The 25,901-nt window shown below is 47.8% G+C and carries 23 protein-coding genes; 5 read left to right on the top strand and 18 right to left on the bottom strand.

Going from position 1 to position 25,901, the window contains the following annotated elements; translation table 11 throughout:
- From NST58_RS07620 to NST58_RS07555, 14 genes are all read right to left on the bottom strand, one after another.
- Nucleotides 1-537, bottom strand: a complete 537-nt coding sequence (locus tag NST58_RS07620) for a (2Fe-2S)-binding protein (protein WP_339247131.1) — start codon at nt 535-537, stop codon at nt 1-3.
- Nucleotides 524-2,818: a xanthine dehydrogenase subunit D gene (gene pucD / locus NST58_RS07615; protein ID WP_339247128.1), complete on the bottom strand. Its 2,295-nt coding sequence runs from the start codon at nt 2,816-2,818 to the stop codon at nt 524-526. Before pucD ends, NST58_RS07620 begins: the two co-directional genes overlap by 14 nt.
- A 34-nt stretch (nt 2,819-2,852) precedes the next feature.
- Nucleotides 2,853-3,752, bottom strand: a complete 900-nt coding sequence (locus NST58_RS07610; protein ID WP_339247125.1) for an FAD binding domain-containing protein — start codon at nt 3,750-3,752, stop codon at nt 2,853-2,855.
- 58 nt (nt 3,753-3,810) lie between these two features.
- On the bottom strand, nt 3,811-4,740 hold the full coding sequence (locus tag NST58_RS07605) for an ABC transporter permease (RefSeq protein ID WP_339247122.1): 930 nt from the start codon (nt 4,738-4,740) through the stop codon (nt 3,811-3,813).
- A 3-nt stretch (nt 4,741-4,743) separates the two neighbouring features.
- Nucleotides 4,744-5,886 carry an ABC transporter permease gene (locus NST58_RS07600; RefSeq protein ID WP_339247119.1) on the bottom strand — a complete coding sequence of 381 codons (1,143 nt, stop codon included), beginning with the start codon at nt 5,884-5,886 and terminating at the stop codon, nt 4,744-4,746.
- Nucleotides 5,883-7,415 (bottom strand): ABC transporter ATP-binding protein, encoded by a 1,533-nt coding sequence (locus tag NST58_RS07595; RefSeq protein ID WP_339247116.1) that lies wholly within the window; start codon nt 7,413-7,415, stop codon nt 5,883-5,885. The genes NST58_RS07600 and NST58_RS07595 overlap by 4 nt, the downstream gene beginning before the upstream one ends.
- Before the next feature lie 109 nt (nt 7,416-7,524).
- Nucleotides 7,525-8,685: a BMP family ABC transporter substrate-binding protein gene (locus tag NST58_RS07590; protein WP_339247114.1), complete on the bottom strand. Its 1,161-nt coding sequence runs from the start codon at nt 8,683-8,685 to the stop codon at nt 7,525-7,527.
- A gap of 242 nt (nt 8,686-8,927) precedes the next feature.
- A complete protein-coding gene (locus NST58_RS07585) occupies nt 8,928-9,500 on the bottom strand; it encodes an NTP transferase domain-containing protein (protein ID WP_175617362.1) in 573 nt (190 codons plus the stop codon).
- Nucleotides 9,442-10,566: an XdhC family protein gene (locus tag NST58_RS07580; RefSeq protein ID WP_339247111.1), complete on the bottom strand. Its 1,125-nt coding sequence runs from the start codon at nt 10,564-10,566 to the stop codon at nt 9,442-9,444. The genes NST58_RS07585 and NST58_RS07580 overlap by 59 nt, the downstream gene beginning before the upstream one ends.
- A gap of 116 nt (nt 10,567-10,682) precedes the next feature.
- Nucleotides 10,683-12,257, bottom strand: coding sequence for a PucR family transcriptional regulator (locus NST58_RS07575; RefSeq protein ID WP_339247108.1), 1,575 nt, complete (start codon nt 12,255-12,257; stop codon nt 10,683-10,685).
- Between the two features lie 753 nt (nt 12,258-13,010).
- The gene (locus tag NST58_RS07570; RefSeq protein WP_339247106.1) at nt 13,011-13,277 is read right to left on the bottom strand and encodes a hypothetical protein; all 267 of its coding nucleotides are present in this window, start codon (nt 13,275-13,277) and stop codon (nt 13,011-13,013) included.
- A gap of 566 nt (nt 13,278-13,843) precedes the next feature.
- Nucleotides 13,844-15,280 carry an amidase family protein gene (locus tag NST58_RS07565; protein WP_339247103.1) on the bottom strand — a complete coding sequence of 479 codons (1,437 nt, stop codon included), beginning with the start codon at nt 15,278-15,280 and terminating at the stop codon, nt 13,844-13,846.
- Between the two features lie 286 nt (nt 15,281-15,566).
- The gene (gene ggt, locus NST58_RS07560; protein ID WP_339247100.1) at nt 15,567-17,144 is read right to left on the bottom strand and encodes a gamma-glutamyltransferase; all 1,578 of its coding nucleotides are present in this window, start codon (nt 17,142-17,144) and stop codon (nt 15,567-15,569) included.
- Between the two features lie 638 nt (nt 17,145-17,782).
- Nucleotides 17,783-18,160: a PH domain-containing protein gene (locus NST58_RS07555; RefSeq protein ID WP_036680049.1), complete on the bottom strand. Its 378-nt coding sequence runs from the start codon at nt 18,158-18,160 to the stop codon at nt 17,783-17,785.
- Nucleotides 18,161-18,338: 178 nt separating this feature from the next.
- On the opposite strand from NST58_RS07555, the gene NST58_RS07550 reads away from it, so the two are divergent.
- The 3 genes from NST58_RS07550 to NST58_RS07540 all read left to right on the top strand — a co-directional run bounded on the left by NST58_RS07550 (nt 18,339) and on the right by NST58_RS07540 (nt 21,080).
- Complete coding sequence (locus tag NST58_RS07550; protein WP_162636617.1) at nt 18,339-18,506, top strand: hypothetical protein; 168 nt, start codon at nt 18,339-18,341, stop codon at nt 18,504-18,506.
- A 120-nt stretch (nt 18,507-18,626) separates the two neighbouring features.
- Complete coding sequence (locus tag NST58_RS07545; RefSeq protein WP_339247098.1) at nt 18,627-20,588, top strand: ABC-F family ATP-binding cassette domain-containing protein; 1,962 nt, start codon at nt 18,627-18,629, stop codon at nt 20,586-20,588.
- A 24-nt stretch (nt 20,589-20,612) separates the two neighbouring features.
- Nucleotides 20,613-21,080 carry an ASCH domain-containing protein gene (locus tag NST58_RS07540; protein WP_076125460.1) on the top strand — a complete coding sequence of 156 codons (468 nt, stop codon included), beginning with the start codon at nt 20,613-20,615 and terminating at the stop codon, nt 21,078-21,080.
- A gap of 101 nt (nt 21,081-21,181) precedes the next feature.
- Here the strand turns inward: NST58_RS07540 and NST58_RS07535 are convergent, their stop codons facing one another.
- The 4 genes from NST58_RS07535 to NST58_RS07520 form a co-directional block, all read right to left on the bottom strand.
- Nucleotides 21,182-21,334, bottom strand: coding sequence for a hypothetical protein (locus tag NST58_RS07535; RefSeq protein ID WP_155288093.1), 153 nt, complete (start codon nt 21,332-21,334; stop codon nt 21,182-21,184).
- A gap of 202 nt (nt 21,335-21,536) precedes the next feature.
- A complete protein-coding gene (locus tag NST58_RS07530) occupies nt 21,537-22,154 on the bottom strand; it encodes an NUDIX hydrolase (protein ID WP_076125462.1) in 618 nt (205 codons plus the stop codon).
- Between the two features lie 33 nt (nt 22,155-22,187).
- Nucleotides 22,188-23,141, bottom strand: a complete 954-nt coding sequence (locus NST58_RS07525) for an RNA methyltransferase (RefSeq protein WP_076125464.1) — start codon at nt 23,139-23,141, stop codon at nt 22,188-22,190.
- Between the two features lie 42 nt (nt 23,142-23,183).
- Complete coding sequence (locus NST58_RS07520; RefSeq protein ID WP_244886429.1) at nt 23,184-23,579, bottom strand: helix-turn-helix domain-containing protein; 396 nt, start codon at nt 23,577-23,579, stop codon at nt 23,184-23,186.
- A 115-nt stretch (nt 23,580-23,694) separates the two neighbouring features.
- Between NST58_RS07520 and NST58_RS07515 the strand changes: the two genes are divergently transcribed.
- The gene (locus NST58_RS07515; protein ID WP_076125466.1) at nt 23,695-24,378 is read left to right on the top strand and encodes an SDR family NAD(P)-dependent oxidoreductase; all 684 of its coding nucleotides are present in this window, start codon (nt 23,695-23,697) and stop codon (nt 24,376-24,378) included.
- Between the two features lie 158 nt (nt 24,379-24,536).
- On the top strand, nt 24,537-25,892 hold the full coding sequence (locus tag NST58_RS07510; RefSeq protein WP_339247094.1) for a dipeptidase: 1,356 nt from the start codon (nt 24,537-24,539) through the stop codon (nt 25,890-25,892).
- Nucleotides 25,893-25,901 lie beyond the last annotated feature (9 nt).

Raw genomic sequence — 25,901 nt, 5'->3', positions numbered from 1 at the left:
TCAACCTCCAATAGCTTTGTTAACAGCTCGTAAAATGCCACCGTACCCCGTACAGCGACAAATGTTACCCGATAAAGCTTCTTCCACTTCAGCCTGAGTAGGATGCGGATTCTCTTCCAGCAGAGCAACCACCGAGATAACCATCCCTGGTGTACAATAACCGCATTGGAACCCCCCCTCTTCTAAAAAAGCCCGCTGAACGGGATGCAGGCCTACTTCACTAATTCCCTCAATCGTTGTAATTTCCGCACCTGAGCATTGATAGGCCATGACTAGACATGAATTCACTGGACGTCCATCCACCAGCACCATACATGCCCCGCAGCGGCCAATCTCACAAGAACGTTTTGTGCCGGTCAGCTCCAAATCTTCACGTATGACCTTTAAAAGCCGGCGGGAGGGTGGAATCTCCGTGGATATCGCTTTGCCATTAAGATTACAATTAAAGGTGAACCTCTCTTCTGCAAAGGCTTCCTCAGACGATAAGGGGTCAAGGTTATCTTCATCTAGATTCGCATCTGAATTATGGCTCGGCATGGATGTTCACCACCTTTTGTGGAATAAACGGTGTAGACTGCAGCCATTCGGGATCAATGGGCAGCTTGGTTACCCGTTTCCCTACAGCCTGAAATATGGCTGACGCGACTGCCGGAGCTAAATTGACGGAACCCACCTCTCCAATGCCGCGAGGACCGTACGTGTCATGATCCGGCAAATCCTCTATCGGCTGCACCTGAATGCTGCCATTCATATCGGCAATGGTCGGCACCAAATAGGTGTCTAAATTTTTGGTGACATAGCTGCCGCCAGACATCACAGCATCCTCTGACAAGGTGAAACCGACCGCCATACTGCTGCCACCTTCGATCTGTCCAAGATAACCTTGCGGATTAGCCACCGGTCCCGCCGCTACCGCATGATATTGATCCAGTACACGAACACGTCCTGTAAGCAGATTAACTTCCACACGGACCGCGATTGCGGAATAGGTGTATAGGAAATGTGCCCCCACTCTTTTAAAGGGTGTGGTTGGATAAGTAAACTTTGTATTACAGACAATGGGTTCTGAAATACGCTGTGCCAAGTCCTTGTAAGTCAGAAGCAGACCGCCGTCTTTTAGCCAAATACCGCCAGGGCCGAGCTTCATTTCATAGTTATCCAGCTCTGGCTTTATCATCGCAGCTGCCTGCAGCACTCGAGCGGTGAAGTCTGGACGCAGCCGTTTTAAGGCCATCCACATCATGCTGGTTGATCGGGAAGCCGTACTAGATCCGCTATCGGGCACAACATCCGTATCGCCAATGACGATGCTTAGATCCTCTGCCGCCAAGCCAAACTGTTCAATCAGCATTTGTTCCATTGTTGCGATTAACCCCTGACCAAACTCCTCGTAACCAAACACCGCCTCAATCTTGCCCTCTAGCGTCAAAGAGAGCCTGCCACCCGCCGGATCGGGAATACCATAGCCAAGTCCTGCACCATGCATAGCTATAGCAGCACCCGTTCCAGTTACGATCCAAGGTTCCACAACACCTGAATCACTGTCTGTAGATGCGGCCTCAGTCATAAGAGGCGAACCCGCCAGCGCTTCCCACACCTGAAAGGCACCATCGGTCTGAGCAATTTCCTGACCCAGCGGCCCCAGATCTCCATATTTACGCAAATTGCGGCGGCGCATTTCCCACGGATCGATCTGCAATCGCTCAGCCAACCGATCGATTTGTCCCTCCAAAGCGAAAATCGCCTGATTGCCGCCAAAACCGCGAAATTCACCAGATACACCGTTATTGGTATATACAGCAAAACCCTTCACATCCACATGATCGATGATATAGGGGCCCATCACATGTTCTGTCGCAAAGTTGAGCACCTCCGCCCCCAGTGTTGCGTAAGCTCCCGTATCCGAAATAATTCTGACCTGATGTGCCCTGATGATTCCTTCGGGGTCGCAGCCAGTTTTCATGGTGATTTTCATGGGATGGCGTTTTAGTCCTGCACGTACCGATTCAGCTCTCGAATTATGCAGTCTTACCGGACGGAGTGTCCGCAAGGCGAGCAGCGCTCCATACGGTTGTACATTCAGCTCGTCTTTTCCTCCAAAGGACCCGCCGATAGGACTCGAGATGACGCGAATATCTTCTTGAGGAATAGCCAGAATTCTGGATAGCTGCAGGCGATCCATCAACCCATGTTGTGTAGCTGAATATACGGTAAGCCGTCCGTTATCCTCTGGGATAAACAGTCCACCTTCAGTCTCCATATAAGTGTGCATTTGGCGTGGTGTATAATAAGTCTCCTCTACCACATGACAGCAATCCGTAAATACCGCTTCCGGCTCCCCTTTCCGATATTCCGTATGATGAAGCACGTTTCCCTCGGCATGCAGCAGAATTGCGTCCTTTTTCATCGCCTCTTCCGGGTTCTCGAGTAAGGGTAGAAGCTCATAATCCACTTCGATAAGAGATAAGGCGTATTCCGCAATTTCGTCCGTCTCTGCCGCGACTGCCGCAATCGCATCGCCAGTGTAACGCACACGGTCACTGCAAAATACCGGTTGATGCGGCAAAGCTATGCCAAAGCCGTTAAGTCCGGGCACATCCTCATAAGTAATTACAGCGTGTACACCAGGGACTTCAACGGCCTTCTCAATGCGTATGGACAAAATACGAGCATGTGCCTGCTCACTGCGGAGCACGCGGCCGATCAACATTCCTTCTGCCCTCATGTCGGTCAAATACTGCAGCTTACCGGATACCTTGCCCTCTCCATCGGGTCGTGTACGCCAGCGGCTACCGCTGGATTCCTTATTCAGCAGCATTTTCCCTCTCTCCTTTCGTCGGGTTATTCACCTCTTAACTCCGTATATTCATAGCCTTCCACAGCTCAGATACAACCAAATTCCCAGCAGTCTTTTTCTTGTAAAGTTCTGTTGCAAAGGGATCACTATACGTCTCAAAGCTGTTCTCAACCTCTTCATATAAAGAAGCCAACAACTCCTCTGTATACCTCACACCTTCAAGCATAACTTCAGCTCTACTTAGTCGCTGCGGCCGCCCAGAGCCCCCACCTGCGGCGATACGCACCTCACGGAAACGGAGTTCCTCATCGATTGATGCTGAGATTGCTACCGTTACAAGTGAAGGGGTGAACACTTCCCTGCGGCCAACCTTACGAAAAATTTCTAGCCTATCCGTTAACGGACGCTCTAAGCGAGTAGGTGAGATGCGAATCTCAGCCACAAGATCTGCCGCAGGTTTTATCCCGCTCCAGTGATTGTTTAGCCACTCTATCAAAGGTAGTGCCGTCATAAATTTGCCGTCAAAGGAGATTAACTCCGCGTCATAGACCAGTAACGCAGGTAGAATATCTCCGAAGCCAGAAGCGATATTGCCCCCGAGCGTGGCAAGATTACGCACCGACGGAGCCGCTATGCAACGTGCAGCCTCTTGCAGCGCAGGAGCCACGGCCTGCAAATGCTCATTACTGCGGCACTGGGAGAGTGGAACAAGAGCGCCCAGAGATAAGTGAAATTCCGTTAAGGTAATGTCGCCGAGATTTGTGATTTGCCGAAGATCAATCAGCTGTTTGGGCATATGATCCGTTCCATTTTCCCACCCTGTTCTCAGCAATGTTCCTCCTGCGACATATCGGGAACTGTCTCCAAACGCCGTTTTTCTCTCCCAAGCTTCGTGCAGGCTGCGGGGTTGAATTACTTCAGGTAGCCTTCCATCCTCTTCCCTTATAACTCCCATACACTCCGCCCCCCTTTTTGAGTACCAGATTGCCGCTTCCCTTCTCGTATAGCCTGCCTTAAAACCTTTGTTCCCGAATATAAGGAACTCCCAGCCCCTCCGGTGTACCGGATGGTTTGTTGCGATTGCGGTACCCCAGGTACATCAGGACCAGAATGGTCACAAGGTACGGAATCATTTTGAGAAAATAGGGCGGAACTGCACTGCCCAGCAATTGAATGCGGAAGCCAAGTGAATCCAATGCCCCAAAAAAGTAAGCGCAGAACAAGGCGCGCAGCGGATTCCATCTGGCAAAAATCACTAGCCCTACCGCAATCCAGCCTCGACCGGCTGTCAGCCCTTCATTCCAGGTTGGCGCATAGGCCAATACCATATCCGCTCCGGCCAGACCGATGAGAGCAGCACCGGTGATCACATAGCTGTAGCGGATAAGCTGCACACGGATCCCCATCACATCTGCGGTAGCCGGACTGTCTCCGACTGCCCGCAAATGCAGGCCCCATGAAGTGCGGTGAATTAGCAGATGCAGAGCAAGCACTAGCAGCAGGCTGAACCAGGTTAGGTAGTCCATGTTGCCGAATATTTTTCCGATGAACGGTACATTTTCCAGCCAAGCCAGATGCAGCTTAGGGGAGGTTCCCGGCAAAGGAATGCCGCTGATCCGTTTACCAAGATAAGCGCTCAACCCACTGCCGAACAAGGTCATCGCAAGACCGGACATCGTTTGATTCGCCCGCAAGGTCACACAGAGAAAAGAATGCAGCAAACCAAGCACAGCCGTTACAGCTACGGTAGCCAGCAGAGCCAGCAACAGGTTTCCGGAGCGAATATACACGATACAAGTGGTGACCGCCCCCATCAGCATCAGACCTTCAGCCCCAAGCTGTATAATGCCGGCTCGTTCATTTAGAATGCCTCCCAGCGTAGCCAGCAGCAGCGGGGTCCCTGCGGAAATAGCGGCAATAAGTAGCTGTGTTGTAAAATCCATCGTCTATCTCCCCCCTTTCAGCTGAACCCGGCTACGACGAATGCGGAAACGATAGATCATATCGCCAGCAATCAAGAAAAACAGGATGGAGCCCTGCAGCATTTCTGATATCGATGAGGGCAGCCCGATGGTTTGAACACTATATCCGCCAACAATTAAGCCACCGAATAAAATAGAAGTAACGATTAGACCGAGTGGATTCAATTTGGCCAACCAAGCCACAATAATGGCGGTGTATCCATAACCCGGTGAAATGCCTTGCATCAGCTTGTGTGTAACACCGGAGACCTCCGCCATGCCAGCGATCCCGGCGAGCCCCCCACTGATCAGCATGACGATAATAATATGGCGCTTGATAGGAATCCCCGCGTATCTGGCTGCAACAGGATTGGCCCCAATCAGCCGGAGCTCGTAACCCCACTTGGTAAAACGAATCATTAAGTAATAAATCACAACGGCGATAAGTCCAAATAACAATCCAATATGCAATCTTGTACTTCCGAGAACAGGCAGCGACTGAGCCGCAGTAAACATAGGTGATCCCGGGAAATTAAAACCTTTAGGATCTTTCCAAGGTCCGAATACCACGTAATCGAGCGCCAATAGGGCAACATAATTCAGCATTAATGAAGTGATTAGCTCATTCACTCCAAAATGCGTCCGCGGAATAGCAGTCAATAGTCCCCAAAGCGCACCCGCGGCAATCCCGAACAGCAGCATTAAGCTCAGGGACCAGAATGAAGGTAAGTCAGGAAAATAAATCGTGACCGCTGTGGCCGCCATAGCCCCAACGGTTAACTGGCCTTCTGCTCCAATATTCCATACCGAAATGCGGTAAGCCACAGCAATCCCAAGCCCACATAGAAGTAGCGGGATCGCTTTAACCATCGTTTCCGTGAGCCCATACGCAGTGCCAAATGCGCCACGGAACATTTTTTCATAGACCAGCACCGGATTCATACCATTCGCCGCAATAAATAGGGCACACAACAATAGCGCTAAAACTATAGATACAATAGGTGTCCACCAAGGAGAACGGATGCGGCTGGCATCGTATTCGAAACGTAGAGAGAATCGTTTTCCGGAGTGGGAGGAGAGGGGTTCCAGTACTGCTGCTGCGGTATTTCTTCCATTCTCCGGGCTCATACGGCGCTCTCCTCTCTATTATGAATACCAGCCATTAGTAGTCCGATGCTCTCTCGATTCGCTTCCTCTTGTGTACTCTCACCAATAATTGAGCCGTTATAGATCACTAGAATCCGGTCGGACAACTGAAGCAATTCATCTAAATCCTCCGAAATTAACAACACGCCACTACCTGAACCACGCAGCTCCATAAGAAGGTCGTGAACACCAGCCGTGGCACCTACATCCAGCCCTTGTGTCGGATGAACGGCGACCATCAGCTTAGGCCGATGACTGATTTCACGTGCAAATAGCAGCTTCTGCTGATTACCACCTGACAACTGTTGTACTGGCGTCTCCAGCTCAGGTGTCTTGACGTTAAAGCGCTGGACCAGCTCCTGTGACCACAAACGGTTCTTCGCGGACTTCAAGAAACCAAATTTGGAGTGCTCCTCTGAGCGGTAAGACTTAAACAAAAGATTATCCACCGATCCGAGGCGTCCAGCTAAACCGCTCTTCATCCGGTTCTCCGGCACGTGGGAGATTCCTGAATCAATTGCCCCTCTAACCGAAGCCGATTTCACCGTTTTTCCATCAAACGTGATTTCACCACTTTTCCAGCCTCTAAGACCTGTTAACACTTCAGCCAGTTCCTTTTGCCCGTTACCAGCTACCCCAGCTACGCCTACAATCTCCCCTTTACATACGTTCAGTGAGAAGTGATCCAGTGCTTTTCGCCCGTGATCGGCATATACGTCCACATCTTTCACTACTAATAAAGAATCCCCTTCAGTGGCTTCCCGTTCTTGACGAGTGATGGTTACTTCCTTGCCCACCATCAGACGAGCCAGCTCCAGTTCATCTGTATCTGCCGTGGTCAGTGTGGCGATCATTTTCCCTTTGCGCATGACGGAAATCCGATCGGAGGACGCCATAACCTCTTTCATTTTATGAGTAGTCATAATGACCGTTTTTCCTGCCTGCTTCATGACCCTCAGCGTTTCAAATAGCTGTTCCACCTCTCCCGGGGTCAATACAGAGGTTGGTTCATCCAGAATAATAATGTCAGCCCCGCGATACAGCGTCTTAACGATTTCAACACGCTGCTGCTCACCCACGGACAACTGCCAGATCGGGCGATCCACCGGGAAATTCAGTCCAAACCGTTCCGCTAATGCCTCTATCTCCTCGCGTTTGTTCTTCATCCACTTACGGCCGCGCCAGAAAGACGACTTTTCGCCAAGCACGATATTTTCTGCTGCTGTGAGGCTTTGCACCAGCCTAAAGTTCTGAAACACCATACCTACACCCAGCTGCGCAGCATCTTTAGGAGAACGGATCTGAGCACCTTTCCCATGAATGAAGATTTCTCCTTCATCTGCTCTGTACACCCCTGACAGCATGCTCATCACCGTGCTCTTCCCGGCCCCATTCTCCCCAAGCAACGCATGAATCTCACCCGCATTTGCCGAAAAGTCGACTTGATCACTGGCGGTTACCGAGCCGAATTTTTTCACAATCCCCCGCATTTCAACTGAAGTTCCCCGCATGGCCTGAACCCCTCCTTCCTTCAAGTTGTAGTACGGGTGGGGAAGTTTCCGCTTAACGGAACCCGCCCCACCCATAGATTGTGCACATCTTATTCCCTATTTTTAAACATTATTGCGGGATAGTTCCTTCCACACCTTTTACGAGCCAGTTCATGCCCAGCACTTCCTCCAAGGTCAGCTTCTGACCCTCCTGAACCTTCACATTCCCTTGATTATCTGAGATCGGACCTGTGAAAACCTCAAGCTCACCACTGATAATTTTGGCTTTGGCGTCTTCGACAAGCTTTTTCACATCATCTGGGATCTTGTTCCCGAAAGGAGCCAGCTCCACCATACCGTCAGCCATATCACCCGAATATTGCTCGCTCTTCCAGGTTCCATCCATAACTGCCTGCACAGCTTTTACGTAATACGGCCCCCAATTCCATACCGGATTCGTCAAATAATTGTCCGGAGCGTATTTACTCATATCCGAGTCATTTCCCCCGGCAAAAGCCCCTCGTTCAGCAGCAGCCTGCAGGGTTGCAGGTGAATCCTGATAGGCCAAAAGCACATCCGCCCCCTTATCCAGCAAGCTGATTGCCGCTTGACGTTCAGTCGTCGGGTCATACCATGTATTCGTCCATACCACATTCACCTGTACATCAGGATTGACACTTTGTGCTCCAAGGGTAAAAGCATTCAAGTTATAGATCACTTCGCTGATCGGAAAAGCACCCACATAACCCAGCTGATTGTTTTTGGTCATTTTTCCTGCCGCTATGCCGCTCAGATAGCTGGCCTGATAGTTCTTCCCGAAGTAGGTCCCCATGTTCTCTGCGGTTTTGTAACCCGAAGCATGCAGGAACTTCACGTTGGGAAATTTGCCCGCTACATTTAATGTAAAATCCATATATCCGAAGCTCGTTGTAAACACGATGTCGTGTGATTGCGCAAGCTCTGTGATGATTCGTTCGGCGTCAGCACTTTCAGGGACATTTTCTACAAAGTCAGCTTTAATCCCAAGCTCCTTCTCCATATACAACCGTCCTTGATCATGTTGGTACGTGTAGCCGCCATCCCCTGGAGGTCCGATATAAACAAAAGCAACCGTCGGTTTCTTTGCAGCCGGTTCTGTTGTTGCAGTTGCCTCTGTTGCCGCTGTAGTTGTCGCTGGTGCCTCCGTTGCATTTGTAGAAGTATTATTATTGCTGCCACACCCCACCAAAGCCACCGTCATTAGAACCATTAATGCAAGACAAGATGTTATGAACTGACCCCTTTTTTTCATAATTCTCCTCCTCCAAATCATCTCTCATCATGGCTGCAACCATTAATGTACTTCTACTATACTTAGAGGTGGCCTTGGCGTAAATTTATATAACATACGTTTGTATAGGAATATAAGAATCAGAACTTTTTTTGTGTGTAATGCACTAATTGGTTTTCGTAAGGTGAGTTGTGTGTCATATTATATGACCAAAGGTGGAAAAGGAACACTGTTTCAGATTACTTTCCAGACTATTCTTTACTTCACTTTCCATTTCTCAGAATCCATTGCTCCTGAATCTCACCAAAATCTTCTTTTGTATCTGCGTCCATGAAATAATGGGCAGACTCAGATTCCAGAACAATCCCCTTATAATCAGGTGAACGCAATATCCCCGCCGCTCCTCGATCTCCATCTAATCCCTGTAGTGCTGGAAACAACGTCTTCGAGAACAAAGCCGGGGGCATAGCCGACCCATTGCTGACGCTAGCGACATAGTCCATCTCCGGAGATTGTTCAAACGTTTGTATTAGACGATTCACTAATGCTGTAGTAATAAATGGCTGATCCGCAAGCGCCACAACTACTGCATCGGGCTGTAAAGGTAATACCGCATTAAGACCGCAGCGCAGTGAAAAAGACAATCCCAGATGTGCGGTTAAGCAAGTTTCGGTACGTCTGGAGCCTTGCGGCTCAATCGCGGGTGGCAGCCATTCCAAGTTGTCATCCGCACGCACTACCACGATTAGCGGTTCTAGATTGCAACGATCCAATTCACTAAGCGCGACGCTCCCGAGTGAGACCTCCTGCGACAATTTCAGTGAAACCTTGGACACGCCCATCCGCCTGCTCTGCCCCGCTGCCAAATATATTCCTGCTACCTTCAATACTATCCGCTCCTTTGGGCAGCTCTCGTGAGCCCACCCTTCTAATTTGAATAATTTCTGCTATAATACTGACCGCAATCTCCTCCGGACCTTCTCCTCCAATCGGCAACCCTACAGGTGCATGCAAAGATGCAGGAGCCTCAAACCCTTCCAGTAAAAGAGATATTCGCGCCTTCGAACCGATAATCCCTATATATAGAGGAGCAAGCGGAATCACACTCTCCAGGAACTGTCTATCCCGCCCAAGTTGATGACTGCAAATCAATACATAATCCTCCCGAGCTACGCCCAATCGCTGAACAACCTCCATAGGGGAACAAATTACTTGTTCAGCCCGAGGAAACTTATTGTGCAAGCTTCCTTCGCGCCAATCCGCAACCGCAACCCGAAAGCCAACTCTGTCAGCAAGTTCCGCAATTGGAACCACATCACGTCCCCCGCCAAAAATCACAAGCCGCGGTCTTGGCACGAAAGACGTATGGAATGCTGTCAATTCTGCTGGAGCGGCCATAAAGCGACCTGTCGCCAGGTTTTCTTTTGCCGAGTGGGATAATTTCGGATGTTTCTTGCTCTGCGGCAGTTCATTGTCTGGATCCAGCTCCAGCTTATAGGCAAAATCGTTCTCCACTGCTTCGCGGAACAGAATTAGCTTTTCTCCCCTAGCCAATCTGTCACTCGCCTGCACTAAAAGCTTGTAGAGCTGACCCTGCACGGGTTCAAGCACTACTTTGATTTTGCCTCCACAGCCGACAACCTCACCCCAGGACAGATCATCCGGAGACAGCATGTTGTATTCCACAATTTCGGGCAGCCCTCGTTCCCAGATTTCAGAAGTCCGCAGCTGCAGATCGTTTTCCAGACAACCTGGACTCAGGCTCCCAATCGTACCTCCTTCAAAAAACAACATCACCGCTCCGGCTTTACGATACGAGTGTCCCTCCACCTCTATCAGCGTTGCCAGCACCGCAGGCTTCTGATGGGTTTGAATATGCATTGCGATCTCATGTGTATTCACGAGGTCCCCCTCCTCCGTGTTTGCATTTCAATCCAGACCATAGAACTTAGAACTTAGAACTTAGAACTTAGAACTTAGAACTTAGAACTTAGAACTCAAACCTTAGAACTCACACCTTAGTCCCGTCCGAGCATCCTCCGAAACATGAATACTAACTTCAACCTCATGAGATCATTTATTTTTTTAAAATCGACGTCCAGCAGCTCACTAAGCTTCTCAATCCGGTAGGTAGCCGTGTTTCGATGAATAAACAGTTTCTTAGCCGTTTCATTAACATGACCATCGTTCTCTAGATAAACTTCCAGCGTCCGCAGCATTTCCCTGACATACTCCGGTTCTCGGCTAAGCAACCCTCTAAGACTTCCATTACAATATTTCTCCATAACCTCTGCCGGAATTTGCCCGAGCAGCAGGTTAAGCTCAAGCTGCCGGTAATGCACAACACTCCCTTTTACTCCCCCGCCCTGAAGCATTCCCATACAATCCTTTACCTCGGCAAAAGCCTCCTTCAGCCCCTCCGGCTTCGCTTTACAACTGCTTATCGCAGCTCGCGGATAATATCCCTTATCAAACTTCATGTTGTCAAAACAAACCTGGATTAGATCCCGAAATTGTTCAGGACGCTGACGATCTCCCGGATATATAGACAAAAGTCCTTGATCTATGATCACATGAATTCCCTTTACTTCCCGCAGCCCGGGATGTTCAAGATATTCTTCTTTTAGCCTGAGCAGCTCCCCTTGGCGTTCTTCCCCAGTCGCAGCTGTATCGGTCAATAAGAGACAAAATGGTGATTGAAGCAGCTCAATCTCCAAGTCGAGAGCAGCCTGCGCCAAATCTGTGTAAGATAAATTACCACTCAAACAACGTCTCAGCAATCCGCTAAACTCCCTGTGTTCTGCCTGTTCAAAATAATCTTCGTATCCTGAATGAATATGATATGAAATAAGTTCAGCTCCCTGAACGAACAAACTTTCTTCCATTGGGAGCAATAAAGGGTCGATGGCACAAAACAATAGATATCCGGAACACTTCTCTCCTTGCAAAAGTTGCGTACGGTAGCTCACATGATCTCCCACACGAAAGCGCTGATTCCGTTTCTGCCATGGCCACCCCTCCAGCAGCTCTGAAGGATGGTATTCAGAGTTGTTGTAGATCACATCCCCCCGTGCGCTAACCACCACAAGTGAATGGCCAATCACTTCAGACACCGAGTCAAACAACGGACGGCTGCGGACAGATCTTAAGGCGAATTGCATCAGCTTTTTCTGCTTCTCCATAATGCTCTGTAGAACGTGAGTGCTGCGGCTAAGCTCGGCGCGAAACAGACCATTCATCTGATCCGAAAAAGTAAACTCGAACGGCAGTTGGATTAGAGGGAAGTTAAGACTCTCCGCTTCTGCGACCAGTTGCTCTGGTACTTCATCCCAAAACCGCCCCAGCTTAATGCCCAAGGCCGAAGATCCCCGGCGATTTAAAGTCTGCAGCAAGGCAGAGGCTTCCTCCATATTGTCCTTTATCAAATAGGCTGTCGTTAGCAGCATCTCGCCTTCTTTGATCCAATCCGAGATATCGGGGGCATCCATCACATTAATTGACTTCACAATTCGATGTTTCCCTTTAGACCCAGCGATAAGCTTCGCCTCGGACAAAGGATAAATGGACAACGCTTCTTCAACCGTAAGATGCATGCCACCCCTCCTTATTAGGATCAATAGAACCATTTCTGATTTATAATGTTATTTTATGTAACATTATAATTAAAATGAACCGTGTTGAATAGAGGAAAGTTAAAATTTCATGATTGTATGTAAATAAACTTAACACAAAATGAACATGGATGATGAATTATGAATTATGAATTATTGAACTTTAGCTCATATCGTTCATGTGAACTGTATAAGGGGATTGGAAAATAGTAGGTGGAGTTGAGGGAGGGCTTTCGAGTAAAAACAAGTTTTTACGGGTTCAACATGGGAGTTGATGGGAGGGTATTCTCGGGCCATTCGCATTGGCCATCGGATCGAAGTCGCAGGCACACCAGCTCTGCAAGACGGGGAATTGAGCGGTGTAGGAGATCCGTACGAGTAGAGATAATACCACCCCACTGTAGCTGTGGCGGAGGTACAAGCGCTTATAGATCTACTGCTGCTGGTAGAAGTGGAGGGCTTTTTTGCCCTTCTTTTTGGCTATTCGACCGGAATTGCCGAGGTGTGAGGCATTTTTGCCCTTCTTTTTGGCTGTTTGGCCGAAACTGCCGAGATGAAGGGCACTTCTGCCCTTCTTTCCAGCTATCCAGCCGAAATTGCTGAGGTGAAGGGCACTTTTGCCCTTTTTTTCAGCTATTCGGCCGGAATTGCCGAGGTGGAGGGCACTTTTGCCCTTTTTTTCAGCTTTCCAGCCGGAATTGCCGAGGTGAAGGGCACTTTTGCCCTTCTTTTTGCCTATTCAGCCGGAATTGCCGAGGTGGAGGGCACTTTTGCCCTTTTTTTGGCTACATAGGCGTCTTTGCCACATTCTACGGGATTTATACCGTTCTTTTCATTTACTCGAGCCAATTCCCCGACTTCTACGGGATTTATACCGTTCTTTTCATTTACTTGAGCCAATTCCCCGACTTCTGCGGGATTTATACCGTTCTTTTCAGTTACTTGAGCCAATTCCCCGACTTCTGCGGGATTTATACCGTTCTTTTTAGCTTCTTTAGCCATTTCTCCGATTTCTGCGGGATTTATACCGTTCTTTTCTCTCCAGCGACGTATTCACTTAATTCCACTGGTCTTACACCACACAATCGAGCGCTGAATTTATCTTTTTCACACTACTGCCCCACTATTGAGCTAACTCCAACTACCTTAGTATTAAAAGCAACTCCACTAGGCTCCCCGGTGTCAATAAAACTAAAAGCAGGAGGGAATAACATGTGCATTTCGTTAATTTGTGAATGAATAAGTGAGTGTGGCGTTAGAGTGTATTGCTAGAATGTAATCCAAGAGTGTATTCCTAGAGTGTATTCCAAAAGTGTATTCCAAGAGTGTACTCCAAGAGTGTATTCCTAGAGTGTATTCCAAGAGTGTACTCCAAGAGTGTACTCCAAGAGTATATTCTTAGAGTGTATTCCAAGAGTGTACTCCTAGAGTGTATTTCTAGAGTGTATTCCTAGAGGGTAATGGAGGAGTACCGGTTAACAGTAACTAGAAAAGTATCATCAAGATATGTTGTTCAGTACCTTCAGTCTGTTTAGTATCGCTTTTTCAAGGCCGCTATACCCAGCTTCTCAGGACTGCTGCCACACTTCATTTACCCAAGAGAGTAACCGGAGATCCTGACCATGTCCGGCAATAACGGATAATCCCAGTGGCAATCCACTTGTGGAGAGCATAGGTATTGTTACCTGAGGCAAACCCGCCAACCCTGCTATGCAACTCAACATCATCGCACCGCTACGATTCTCCTCCAATTGGCGCAAATCCCCTCCACGCAGCGGCGCTGGTCCCGGAACTGTCGGAATCACAAGACAATTGTCCTCACCTAGCAGCAAGCGCATCTGATTAGAAATCTCTTTTTGCTTACATTTCGCAACACTATGATCCTCTTCCGCCAAACTAGCAGCCCACGAGAATCGCGCTGCAATATCAGGTCCAAAGACTGGTTTCTCGTTCTCAATCCAAGCGCCATGAGTTTCCCAAATTTCATTCCCCTGCAATTCTCTAAAAACATCCATCCAGACCTTTAAACCCTCCAAAGCAATCTCTATCTCCATGAGATGATCTGCCCCTGATCGCAAACACCTTAATCCCTCCGATAAAATAGCTGCATTCTCCAGATTAACCAAAGCCCAGCAGTCAGTAGCAACAAATAAAGTACCCATTTTGTTTTTGTCTTCTATTATCTTTTTTACCTTGTTCTCCGGGCCAATCTCTAAAATTTTCTCCGTACTCTTCTCAGCACTCTTCTCAATACGTTTCTCCAAAATCGTTTCTAAACTTTCCTTCTGGCTCTTTTCTAAATTATTTTTATCAGTCTTCACCATGTCTCCCTCTAAGTTGTTCTCTAAATTTTCCAATACATTCTTCTCTATGCTCTTCCCTACAGTTTCCTCTATACTACTTTCTATTTTCTTCGCCGTCTTCACAGATGTACTCCCAGCCACAAGCAACACTTCCCCTACCTGCTGGAGCACATCCAAACGATCTGACATCCAGCCAATGGTATCAAAAGCCGGAGATAATGGAATAACACCTTGGAAATCCACAGCTCCATGCGTTGGTCGAAAGCCATATACTCCGCAATAGGAGGAAGGTACTCGAATTGAGCCACCGGTGTCCGTACCGAGCGCAAAATCAACACTACCAGAAGCTACCGCTACTGCCGAACCACTTGAAGATCCGCCCGGGATACGACCTACAGCACGCGGATTAATCGGCGTTCCAAAATGATGGTTCTCGCCGCCCAGACTATACATCAGCTCATCCGTATGGGCAGCACCACGAAGTGTAGCACCCGACAACAGTAAACGATGTACAGCCACCGCATGCTCCGTGGACGGATGGTGGCTATGCAGCCAATCAGGATTACCTGCAGAAGAGCTGTGTCCAGCTACAGCGAATACATCTTTTACTGCAAAGGTCAGTCCATCCAATATCCCGCTACCTAAACTCTCAACCGTAAGCTCAGGATCTATAAACGCACCATACCGATTATCCAAAACCATAATTACTCCTCCTCCCTTCACCATTACTATCACAATCCCTCTAGTAGCCTTTCAGATCCCACACAATCCCGCCTACGATTCCTCCAGCAGTCTTTCGAATTCTTTACCTTTTTTCCTACGATTGCTCCAGCAGTCCCTTCGCTCCCTGATCTTTCCACCTAGGCCCCCCTCCACTCCTTTTTACCCCTCATCTTTCTTCTACGACTCCTTCATAGCCCGTTAGCCTCTTAATCCTCCCTCTTACGATTCCTTCAGAGTCCTTCCGGTCGCTCCATCATTCCTATACTTACCACCCAATCGCCGCACCATCGCAGCGCGGGTCCGTTCCCCCACTGCGGTATCCATTGTCATCTATCGAAATCACATGAGCGTGACCCATAACCCCATCATAGTCATCTACTTTCCGGACAGTATGACCGGCTGCGGCCAATTCTGCCAGCACCTCATCAGCTACCCTACTCTCCACCTTCAGTTCTTGCGTAGGCTCTCCCCACGTTCTCCCCCACACAAAACGTGGCTCATTCACAGCTTTTTGTGGATTCATGCCATAATGCAGCATCCTTGTGAGCAGCAGAGTTTGAGTCTGTGGTTGACCTTCGCCACCTTGCGTCCCATACAAAATCACAGGTTTGCCCTCGCGGCAGGCCATCGCTGGCATCAGTGTGTGGAAGCTGCGCTTATGCGGCTCAAGCGTATTGATATGCCCGGGATCCAGCGAAAAAAACGAACCTCGATTCTGCAGCAAAATCCCCGTATCCCCAGCGATCACGCCCGAACCAAATTCAAAATACAGACTCTGAATAAAAGAGACCGCATTCCCGTCTTCATCCACAACTGCAGCATAAGCTGTATCACTGCCGATAGGCTGACTTGTCAGTTGTGTAGCTTTTTGCATCGAAATCGCAGATGCTAATTGTCCTGCATAACGTTTTTCCAGCAGCTGCTCCAAAGGTATAGCACTAAAATCCGGATCCGTAAGCACCCTATCCCGATCGTGGAAGCTTAACTTCAACGCTTCAACAAGCAGGTGATAATATTCATACGATCCATGCTCGATTGCTTCAAAATTGAAATACTCCAACATATTAAGACTCATTAGTCCTGTGAAACCTTGAGAGTTAGGCGGCACTTGGTACACCGTATGCCCGTGATAATCCGTATGAAGCGGCTCGCCCCACTCGCCCTGATGATCCGCAAAGTCATCCCGAGTCAGATACCCGCCAGATGCCAGCATAAAGTCACAGATGTCCTCCGCAATCTTCCCCTTATAAAAAGCATCCCGCCCACCCGCCGCCAATGTCCGCAGGGTGGCCGCCAGCTGTTTTTGCTGGAATCGCGATCCAGCACAAGGAATCACGCCGCCTGGCGTGTAAATCGCTGCCGCCTCCGGCGACAGCGCAGAGCCCGCAACAGCCGTGTTATTCCGCTGATCCGGCGACAGCGGAAACCCCTCCAAAGCGTAACCAACGGCAGGCTCCAGTACTTCCGCCAGCGTAAAGCGGCCATACTTACTCAGTATGGCATCCCAACTGTCCGCCATCCCCGGCACCGTAATGGCGCTGCGAATCCCCCGCCGCGGGATGAAAGCTTCCCCGGCATAGCTGCTTCTGCCGACTCTGTACCCGGAGCGCCCGCTTCCGTTATAGGCCCGAACACGCGCCTCTTGCGTGTTATAGGTCAACCAAAAGGAATCTCCGCCTAGCCCCGTCATATGCGGATATACTACAGCTAATGTCGCACTGATCGCCACCGCTGCATCAAAGGCATTCCCCCCTTTTTCCAGCATACGTGCACCAGCAGCCGAAGCTAAATAATGGGGACTAACTACCATAGTTTTTGTGCCTATTACGGGTTTTTCCGCCATATCCCATCCCCCTATGTTTTACGGGTTTCACCGCCATGCCTATCCCTCTACGTTTTACGGGTTTCTCCCCTCCACCATGCCCATCCCCCTATGTTTTACGGGTTTTTCCGCCATGTCCCAACTCCTTATTTTTTGCGGCGGGATTCTTCAACATATTCAATCTCCTATATTCTGCGGCAGGTTCCTCTGCGAGCCCCCTATAACTTCTGGTTTAATTAGTGTCATTTAACATTACACGAAAATCCTTTGTCAATCGGTTACGCTGAAACGCAAAATAAACCTCTTCTTTTTGTGAGCTATGCACAAATAAGAGGTCATCTTTGTTTAACCTTGTAGATTCACGCCTACGAATATTATAAGATCATTTTAATTACAGGGAGCCGCATACTACCATGGCGTACTACCGTGACCTTTTGCCACCAAATCGCTACCTATCTCGAATATATATAGTCACCTTTTGCCACCAAATCGCTACCTATCTCGAATATATATAGTCACCTTTTGCCGCTATATAGCTACCTATCTCGGTTATGTCTTGTGGCTGCCTATCTCAGATATATCTAGCTGCATCTAACCTTAGTAATCTTAGCCACTTTTACTTAGGGGGGGCTTGTGCTTTGGAACACCGAATAAACAATTTATTTTAAAATATATTGCGATAACACGGCCTGCACCTCGTAAATATTTACGGATTTATTGAAGGTCTTCTTCACCGGAAGCGTGCTGCTGGAAATGTAGATACATAGCTCCGCATCCAGATCAAAATGCCCTGCCGTCTCCACGGAATAATGCGAGATGCTTTTGTAAGGGATCGAATGATATTCTGTTTTTTTGCCCGTCAGACCTTGTTTATCCACCAAAATAAGCCGCTTGTCCGTAAAAATGAACATATCTCTAATCAGCTTATAGGCGCGTTCAATTTTCTCCTGAGGGGCAAGAATTTGTGCGTATTCCCGCTGGACCTCCGTAAGATTCACTTGCGATGCATTGCCCATTAATCCGTCAAAAAGTGCCATATCTCTTCCTCTTTTCATCCGTTAAATTTAGCCACTTGCCCCCCACTACAGAACCATATTATTCTATTTTTCATATTCTATGCTGTGTAAAAATACTCTCTGACATCTTTTTACTTGCTTATTTTTTGATTTTTGATTACACTGTCATTAAATTTACTAAGAGAGGGGTGTGGAAGGAATGGATCACAATTGGACCAACAGTGTTATGAGTCGGCTACCTAAAGCGATAGCTGGCATTGCTCATGTAAATGGCGATAACGGGAGAAGTCTGTCCATTTGTATGAATTTAATAACACTACACAATTGTGAAATGCCTTTCCTGCCATCACCCGGACGGATCAGTTAACCGGAGAATGATAAGGCCGTGGGGAAATTTCCCTACGGTCTTTTTTTATGGTTTTTCACAGGATTTCGGAGCCATTTAGGGTACTGGCGGTGCGAAGGGCATTCTTAAAGGAGAATATATATGATCATCCAATGCCAAAATGTTCAAAAATACCACGGGGCACAACTCGTGTTGAATAGCATTACCTTCGATATCCGCCAAGGGGAAAAAATTGGCCTGATCGGCCGCAACGGTTGTGGCAAAACGACACTATTCCACCTGCTGAACGGGGAAGAACGTCCCGATGAAGGGCAAATCTCAATACGCAAAGGTAGCGTAGTAGGCCTGCTGGCTCAAATACAAGAAGTTAGCGAAAAAGAAACCGTATATGATGTTCTACAGCGCAGCTTTGCTGAACCTTTGCAATGGCAGCACCGCCTGCGGGAGCTTGAGCTGGAAATGTCCAGCTTTAACAGCGGAACGGATGAATCCCTCTGGAATCGGCTGTTAAAAGAATATGGCAGCTTGCAGGATAAGTTCGAGGCCGCCGGAGGTTACGAGATCGAATCCTCTATTCAGCGCGTAGCCTCGGGTCTCGGGATCGGAACCGGACAATACAGCCGACTGTTCGCCTCTCTTTCAGGAGGAGAAAAAACAAAAGTCGGACTTGCGGAGCTGCTGCTGCGCCGTCCAGACATCCTTCTACTGGATGAACCAACCAATCATCTCGATATGAATGCCATCGAATGGTTGGAGCAATTTTTACAGAGTTATGATGGAACAGTGCTGGCGATCTCCCATGACCGCTACTTTCTGGACGCTGTAGTCAAGAAAGTCATTGAGATTGAAGATGGCGAGGCTTTTACCTTCCACACCAACTACAGCGGCTATCAAGTGGAGAAGGAAACACGACTTCTTCAACAATTTGCTGATTATCAAGAGCAGCAGAAAAAAATAAAACAAATGCAGGAAAGCATCAAACGTCTCATTGAATTTGGCAATCGCGGGACTCCTCCTAACCCTTCCTTTTACCGGAGAGCAGCATCCATGCAAAAAGCACTGGATCGTATGGTGAAGGTTAAACGTCCTATTCTGGAGCGCAAATCGATGGATTTGCAGCTACAGCAAAATGACCGTTCCGGTAATCAGGTTGTCATTTTGGAGGATATCGGAAAAGCATATGGTCAGCGAAGCCTTTTCACAGAGGCAAACGAAGTGCTTCGCTACGGAGAGACTACGGCACTCATCGGCGGTAACGGGGCAGGTAAAAGTACACTTTTAAGAATTATTTTAGGGCAGGAAACCCCGGACAGCGGAAGCTGTACACTCGGTTCAAGAACTGTGGTCGGCTACCTCGCACAAGAGGCTGTTCCGGAAAATAACAAACAGTCTGTACTCCGCTACTTCCGCGAAGAAGCTGGACTTGAAGAAGGTGAAGCTCGCGGGCAGCTTGCACGTTTCCTATTCTATGGTCCCGATGTATTCAAAGACATTACGAATCTGTCCGGTGGTGAATGGACCCGCCTGCGTTTCGCTGTACTAATGCATCGCAAGCCAAACCTGCTGATTCTCGATGAGCCGACCAATCATCTGGACATAGATTCTCGTGAAGCACTCGAAGAAGCATTAGAGGAGTTTCCAGGCACAGTTCTGGCGGTATCTCATGACCGTTATTTCATCAATCGTCTATTTCACAAACTATGGTCCATTGAAGACGGGCGGTTTGGAGTGTTCAACGGAAACTATGAATATTACAAGGAAAAACAAGCTGAAAAAGCATTATTAGCTCCCTCTTTTGCGGATCAAGCTAAACCTTTCTCTGCAGAACGAACAAGTTCAGGCTCTGATAAGCCTCAATCTAACAATTCAGGGAAAGAAACCAACGCTAAATCCTCCAGTTCCCGTAGGAAAAACACCACCTTCGACTGGGAAACGGCCATTGCAGAGGTAGAGAAACGCCTTGGCGTGATCGATGCCAAGATGTTAGAGCCCCTGATCAGCAGCGATGCAGTTGAACTTGCTGAACTGCAACAAGAACGTGATGCGATACAGGAACAGTTGGATGAGCTCTATACAGGATGGATGGAGACAACTGATCTATAAATTGATCTATAAGGAGATGAGCATATGAGCAACAAAGAGAAAATTAAGTTGTTATGGAAAGAATATACCCAGCTTCATCCACAAAAAGCGGATAAATATGACGCCTGGGCCTTTGGTGACAGTCCCCAGATGGCCGATAAACTGCTCGATCTGGTGATTCGTGGGATCAAGACAGGAACTGCTTCAAATTATGATATATTTGAAACTTGTGACGAGACGTTTCCGCAAGTTGGCGGGCACAGTATCGTGCTGGATGGTTCTGGTGATCCGCAGGCAATAATTATTACTACAGAGGTACAAATTATACCTTTTGATGAGGTTAGCGCTGAGTTTGCCTATACTGAAGGAGAGGGTGACCGGACGCTTAAGTCATGGCGTCATGATCATGAGCAGTTCTTCACCCGAGAATCCTTAAAATTCTTAAACAAACCCTTTGATCCAAAGATGAAAGTTGTTTGTGAGAATTTTAAAGTGGTATATACAAAAGGCTAAGATCTTCAGAAAACGCAAAAGGCTGTCTCTTCCACAAGGAAGGGACAGCCTTTTGTGTATACTATAAATTCAACAGAATTAGATCCTCATTAATTTATGGTTTAGTGCCAAAATCCCAAAATCCAGCCAATAACAGAGATCCATAACGGAATGCTGATTAAGATACCCCAAACCAGCCCAGTGGCAATATTGCCTTCTGCAGGACGCACCACATTTTCCTGTTTCAATGGAATGCTCAATTCTTCTTGTTCCATGCGATCCCCTCCTAAAATATCTTATCGTCACAGTAGAGGAAAAAATGTAGACCGCTCGACCCAAAAAATTAAAATTTTGAATTTTGGTAGATATAAAGGCTCAGCGGCCAAACCGTTGTAAGTGCTTACATATTAGATATTAACCAAATTTTGAATAATTAAAAACTTAAATTTGCGGAAGTCATACAGTATATGCAGATTCTTAGTCCAATATTACTACTTTTTCCGGATTTCGTAAATATTCAAACATCGTCCGAATCTGTGCCTCTGTATTCCGCTCTGCTGAGAGCTCAGGCAGCTTATCTTCTGCAAAAAAAGAAACTTCGCTTGTCTCTACCCCTTCCATTGCCTCTCCGCCCACAATGCGGCATAAAATAAAGAACTTATACACGTGATAAGGCTCCGGTGGATGGTTATGAAATTTCTTATCTAATACAGCCAGTAAGCGAACTGCTTCTGCCTCAAAACCCGATTCCTCTTTGATTTCTTTCACAACAACCTCACTCGGGGACAGTCCAATGTCTCCCCAACCACCAGGAAGCGCCCAATTCCCGTCCAACTTCTCGCGAACAAGTAGAATTTCATCCTCCCGGAATACAACACCACGGACATCAACTTTTGGAGTAGCATAACCCCCTTCACCCGCAAAGGAGAGTCTAATTCTCTCCTTGCTTTCGAAGGTATAATTAGCGAGGATATCTACACTGAGCTCCCGCAAAGCTTGATACCGTTCTATATCATAAACATCCTTAGCATAAGTTAATCCAGTCTGTGCGATGGCCTGAATTTCTTTGGCCCACGTTAACCATTTCTGCTCCATTGCTGCACCCCTTTTTCGGTACCTTGATTAGGATTACTGGCAAAGCATTAAATGACGCGAGAAGGCTCCTTTTTTAGCTTCACAACGGTCTATGATTGTAAATCCAGCTTCAGTGATCATCTCGTCCATCGGTTCAATCGCAACGATAACCACCCGATCTGCAATCCGACGCGCATTCACTAGAATCGCGAACTGCTCCTCAGGTGTAATACTAGAATATAGATTATATGGCATATCTACAATGGCTACATCGTAATGATCAGTGATATCCGCAATATCCCCAAGCGTTACCTCACTGGTGAATCCAAAATGGGCAATATTTGTTCTCGCACCGGTAGCAATCATAGGGTTAATATCACGTCCAACCATGTCGATTCCCATTGACAAGGCTTCTACCATTACAGTTCCAATACCACAGCAAGGATCTATAGCACGTATACCTTCAGGATTCGGAATAGCCATATTAACCGCGGCACGGGCAACACGTGTACTAAGCGCGATAGAATAGCTGCGTGGCTTCTTCATTTGGCGGAACCAAGTTGCCTTGTTTTTATGATAAGATCCGAAGTACCAGCGTCCACCCAGCGTAACAATGCCGTATACCAGCTCCGGATGGTTAACATCCGCTTCTCCTTCAATCCGCAACCCAATTTCCCGCTCGATCACTCTGCGCTCATCATACTCTATTTTGTCTGCAGGGCCCAGATCGTTGGTCTTCACAAAAATAACCTTAAACGTCTTGCCGCCAAGCTCCACCTGCTCCGTTTGATCATAAATCTCAGGCAGACTATCCCCTTCATACATTACATCTATCCGCTCTTTAATGAAGGGACTGCGGCTGACATCCACTTCAACCTCACTCTTAAAAAGAGCAGTCGGCACCTGCTCGCCAAAAAGACATCGCAGCTCCATCTGACACAGCGATAACTCGTCCTCTGAACAGGTGTAAGTATAAATAAATGTGTTTGTTCCACTTTCCGTATGCAATATAATCCATCCTCTATCCCAGTGAATTGTTCTGCTGTCTTGTTACTCCTGTGTGTCGTGCTGGTGGTCATAATCTATACGCGCTTTGGCGATCTTCCCATTGTTTTTGTTGACCCAGTCCACAAGCGAGGTTAAAGGTCCCAACAATGATTCTCCTATGCTCGTCAGACCGTATTCCACAGTCAGTGGGACTGTAGGCGTCGCCTTACGCCAAACTAATCCATCCCGTTCCAAATGGCGCAGGGTCTGGGTCAGCATCCGTTGTGATATCCCTCCAGAGCGCCTTTGCAACTCTTTGAACCGCAAAGCTTCAGCACCTAAATTGACTATGATCAGTACACTCCATTTGTCTCCGACCCTGTCCAGAATCTGGCGGGTAATGGAGCAATCCTCCAGCATCGGCATGAACCGGGTGGGTTCTTCCTTTGAATGTTCCAACTGTGGTTACCTCCATGTAACTTAAGCATGTAATAGTGCCTTCTTGTCCCTCAAGCCTATTCAGCTTATCATGGTTACTGTTAGTAATCAACAACCGGAAAGGAACTAATAAATCATGAAAAAGACCATTGCCATCATGGGTGCTGGACCCGGCCTAGGACTCTCAATCGCCAAAAAATTCGGAGCCAACGGATTTCAAGTGGCATTAATCTCTCGAAATGAAGAGAAGCTGAACACCCTTGTTCAGGAACTGCAAGCACTAAATATCGAGGCTGCTGCTTTTCCTGCCGACGTATACAATAAAGAACAAGTAGCCACAGCCTTCGATAATATCAAGAAAAAATACGGCTTTATCGATGTGCTCGAATTCAGCCCGACAAGTGGAAATTACCCTCCTACTCCTGCTTCACAAGTAACCGAAGAAAATGCACAGGATGCCTTTCAGGCACTGGTTGTAGCCGCTATCCGCAGCGTAGCACAGGTATTGCCTGAGATGCTGGAGAAACGCAGCGGCGCACTGCTGTTCACAACCGGATTGTCCTCCGTCTATCCCATGCAGATGATGGGTAATGTTGGCATTGCGCTTAGCGGATTAAGAAACTACGCACTTAACCTGCATGCAGATTTGGCTCCACAAGGAATCTATGTAGGTCATTTAGCACTTGGTGTATTCATTAAACCCGGCACTGCTACAGATCCAGGACTCATCGCTGATGTTTGGTATGAGATGTATATGGACAAAAGCAAAGCTGAGGATACTTTTCCCCAAGGTGTGACACCGGCTACAATCATCTGGTGAGAGGTTTGCCCCATCGCTTTTGATCCATAGTGAGTTCTCCAGTATAATGGTTCCTATAGAATGCTAAACAAGACGGTCACGCATGGCCAATAAGCTTATGCCCAGGCGCTTACAAAGCCGGTTTTGCGCAGCAAAACTTAAGGAGGTACATACTCACTATGTCATACGAAACTTATTTTTCAACCCACCGGGATGAACATCTCGAAGAACTAAAACAATGGCTCAGAATTCCAAGTATTTCTGCCTTATCTGAACATAAGGACGATGTACTGAAGGCAGCCCATTGGTTGACAGACACCCTGAAAAAAGCCGGACTTGAGAACATTGAGTTGCATCCGACAGCGGGACATCCCGTTATATATGCCGATTATCTTCATGCTCCAGGCAAACCAACCATTCTCGTGTATGGTCACTACGATGTACAACCAGTAGACCCATTAAACCTATGGACCAAACCTCCATTTGAACCAGAGATTCGTGATGGCAAGCTTTATGCACGCGGAGCAACAGATGACAAAGGACAAGTATTCGTTCACCTCAAAGCCATTGAGGCGATCCTGAAACAAGAAGGTACTCTTCCTGTGAATCTCAAGCTTTGCATCGAAGGGGAAGAAGAAATCGGCAGTGTGAATCTGCCTCCGTTCCTTGAAGCCAATAAAGAAAAGCTCGCTGCGGATGCGGTGTTAGTCTCCGATACATCCCTATTGGAACGCGGTCGTCCTGCCATCTGCACTGGGTTACGTGGACTAGCTTCCCTTGAAGTTGATGTAACTACCGCTTTGACAGACCTGCACTCCGGTTCTTACGGCGGCGGTGTTCCGAATGCACTGCATGCCCTAGTATCTTTACTAAGCTCGCTTCATGACGACAAAGGACGTGTATCTGTAGACGGATTCTATGATGGTGTTCCTGAACTATCCCCAATGCTGCGGGAAGAATTCGTGAAGCAAGGTGTGAATGAAGATAAAATCCGCGAAGGTCTTGGATTGGAATCGTTATACGGGGAAGAAGGTTATTCCTTTGTAGAACGGATTGGCGCTCGTCCTACGCTTGAGCTTAACGGCGTATACGGCGGTTTCCAAGGGGAAGGCAGTAAGACGGTTATCCCTAAAGAAGCCCATGCGAAGATTACCTGCCGCCTAGTAGGCGATCAGGATCCACAGCATATCCTCGATGCCGTTGAAGCACATCTGAAGGCTAATATTCAGACCGGAGCGAAAGTGCATGTTAAGCAAATGGAGAAGGCACGTGCCTTTAACATCGATCCGTCGAATCCTATTCTGCAAACTGCAGCAGACGCATATGGCAAAGTATATGGAACCCGTGCCCTCTTCACCAAAGACGGCGGCTCCATTCCGATCATGGAGAGCTTCTCCCGTGTGCTGGAAGCACCTGTCGTTCTGATGGGCTTTGGTCTCGATGATGAGAACCTGCATGCACCGGATGAGCATTTCAACCTGGAGAACTTCGACAAGGGATTACTCACCATTGTTGAGTTCCTAAAGACTGTATAAGCTCCCTAC

Origin of the sequence: Paenibacillus sp. FSL R10-2796 (assembly GCF_037965315.1) — a bacterium.
Lineage (GTDB): Bacteria > Bacillota > Bacilli > Paenibacillales > Paenibacillaceae > Paenibacillus_AQ > Paenibacillus_AQ odorifer.
Note: the sequence above shows the minus strand (reverse complement) of the source record. Positions and strands in the feature narration are given on the sequence as shown.

Coding starts and splice junctions, on each gene's coding strand:
- NST58_RS07590 (WP_339247114.1), bottom strand. CDS start 8,685: ATGAAAAAAAGGGGTCAGTTCATAACATCTTGTCTTGCATTAATGGTT.
- NST58_RS07545 (WP_339247098.1), top strand. CDS start 18,627: ATGATCATCCAATGCCAAAATGTTCAAAAATACCACGGGGCACAACTC.
- NST58_RS07530 (WP_076125462.1), bottom strand. CDS start 22,154: ATGGAGCAGAAATGGTTAACGTGGGCCAAAGAAATTCAGGCCATCGCA.
- NST58_RS07595 (WP_339247116.1), bottom strand. CDS start 7,415: ATGCGGGGAACTTCAGTTGAAATGCGGGGGATTGTGAAAAAATTCGGC.
- NST58_RS07610 (WP_339247125.1), bottom strand. CDS start 3,752: ATGGGAGTTATAAGGGAAGAGGATGGAAGGCTACCTGAAGTAATTCAA.
- NST58_RS07515 (WP_076125466.1), top strand. CDS start 23,695: ATGAAAAAGACCATTGCCATCATGGGTGCTGGACCCGGCCTAGGACTC.
- NST58_RS07535 (WP_155288093.1), bottom strand. CDS start 21,334: ATGGAACAAGAAGAATTGAGCATTCCATTGAAACAGGAAAATGTGGTG.
- ggt (WP_339247100.1), bottom strand. CDS start 17,144: ATGGCGGAAAAACCCGTAATAGGCACAAAAACTATGGTAGTTAGTCCC.
- NST58_RS07620 (WP_339247131.1), bottom strand. CDS start 537: ATGCCGAGCCATAATTCAGATGCGAATCTAGATGAAGATAACCTTGAC.
- NST58_RS07550 (WP_162636617.1), top strand. CDS start 18,339: ATGGATCACAATTGGACCAACAGTGTTATGAGTCGGCTACCTAAAGCG.
- NST58_RS07600 (WP_339247119.1), bottom strand. CDS start 5,886: ATGAGCCCGGAGAATGGAAGAAATACCGCAGCAGCAGTACTGGAACCC.
- NST58_RS07570 (WP_339247106.1), bottom strand. CDS start 13,277: ATGGCTAAAGAAGCTAAAAAGAACGGTATAAATCCCGCAGAAGTCGGG.
- NST58_RS07565 (WP_339247103.1), bottom strand. CDS start 15,280: ATGGTTTTGGATAATCGGTATGGTGCGTTTATAGATCCTGAGCTTACG.
- NST58_RS07555 (WP_036680049.1), bottom strand. CDS start 18,160: ATGGCACTTTTTGACGGATTAATGGGCAATGCATCGCAAGTGAATCTT.
- NST58_RS07575 (WP_339247108.1), bottom strand. CDS start 12,257: ATGCATCTTACGGTTGAAGAAGCGTTGTCCATTTATCCTTTGTCCGAG.
- NST58_RS07510 (WP_339247094.1), top strand. CDS start 24,537: ATGTCATACGAAACTTATTTTTCAACCCACCGGGATGAACATCTCGAA.
- pucD (WP_339247128.1), bottom strand. CDS start 2,818: ATGCTGCTGAATAAGGAATCCAGCGGTAGCCGCTGGCGTACACGACCC.
- NST58_RS07605 (WP_339247122.1), bottom strand. CDS start 4,740: ATGGATTTTACAACACAGCTACTTATTGCCGCTATTTCCGCAGGGACC.
- NST58_RS07540 (WP_076125460.1), top strand. CDS start 20,613: ATGAGCAACAAAGAGAAAATTAAGTTGTTATGGAAAGAATATACCCAG.